1 pseudogene is annotated in these 1,400 nt (G+C 65.9%); it reads right to left on the reverse strand.

Annotated features, from left to right (window positions below):
• Nucleotides 1–1,400: pseudogene (locus DBR22_RS21340) on the reverse strand (ABC transporter permease); the annotation flags it as partial.

A 1,400-nucleotide genomic window follows, 5' to 3' on the forward strand; every position in this document is an offset into this window, starting at 1 on the left:
CGGATTCCTTGCCGGCGCCGTCCTTTGAGTAGCCCGGGACGAAGATGCTGTCATCTTCGCGTGCGGAACCGGCCACCACGGTGGCTTCGAGGCCCATTTCACGGATTTCGCGGGCAAGCTTTTCGACGTCGGGCTGGGCTTCCTTCCAGCTGCCGGGCGCCTTTGCCCGGACACGGACGGCATCGATCACCGCGGCGTTGTCTTCGTAGCCACGTGCTGCTGCGAGGCCGTAGTAGTCCGTGATGGCACCGGCTGACTGGCTGGCCAGACCGGTGGCACTGAGGGAGGGCTTCAGTTCAGTGCTGGTGACCGTCTTGCCCTCGGCGTCCTTGGTGAGGGTCAACGGTGTGGGGTCGTAGCCACCGAGCGGGAGCCGGTTGACGTCTCCTGCTGCCTGCTCGACGGCGGAGGGGTCGAAGGTTCCGTAGACCATGGCCAGCGGCGCCGCGAGCTTCTCTCCGGTTTCCAGGTCTTCCCGGTAGGAACGTTCGTCCACGGGTTCGCGCTGGGTCTGGTCCACCGGTGCGCCGTTGGCACCCTTTTCGGGCAGGCGGTTGACGGTGACCCAGTCACCCGGAACGGCGGTCTTCTGGACTGCCCCGTTCGCTGCGGCCTCGCCGTCGGTGTACTGCGGCGCCGCGGCAAAGTCCGTGCTCCAGGTGGCCGGAGTGTAGAGGCCCTGGTTGAAGTTGCCGGCGCTGCCGAGGAGGCCGGAGTGATCCGTGGAGCCGGGCCAGGACAGAGCGAAAGGATCCTTGGAGACGAAAGGCAGGTAGTCGTTGCCCAGGGAGCGCGATGCCGTGCCGACTTCCTTCACGACCTTGCCCGCGGCGTCGATTTCTTCGATTTTGACGTTGTACTTGAGGTCCAGTGATGTGCCGGAGCGGACGATCAGGGGAATGGCCTGCGAGTCGGCCGTGAGCTGCCCGCTGCGCTTCGCCTGCTGGTACTGGGTCATCAGCGGCGCCCAGTATTTCAGCTTGACGCCGAGGAAGTCAGGGCCTTCCTCAAGTTCGTCCATGCTGATGCCGTTGGTGAAGAGGCTCTCAAAGTGGCGGCCGATGGCACCGGCGTTCCGGGCGTCGGCGGGCGGGGCCTTCTCAAGCGGGGCGAGGAAATCGCCCGCAGCGCCAAGCAGCGCCCGTTCGGAGACGGGATCGACGGCGACTACTGACTCCGTCACCTCAGGAGAGAGCGGCAGTGAGACCGAGAGGTTGAAGAGGTTGTGCTCGGAGCCGCCGGCGGGCGCGGGGAACTTGATGCCGGTTTCACCGGCGGGAGCGGCGATCCGGATGCTGGTGCCGCCGACGGACTGCTCTTCGACGAGGCGTGCCTTGCCGAGGGTGCCTTCAGCGCTGGATTTGAACAGGGTCTGTTCCGAGACACCGTCGGTGCTGACG

Source organism: Arthrobacter sp. HMWF013, from assembly GCF_003061105.1.
GTDB lineage: Bacteria > Actinomycetota > Actinomycetes > Actinomycetales > Micrococcaceae > Arthrobacter.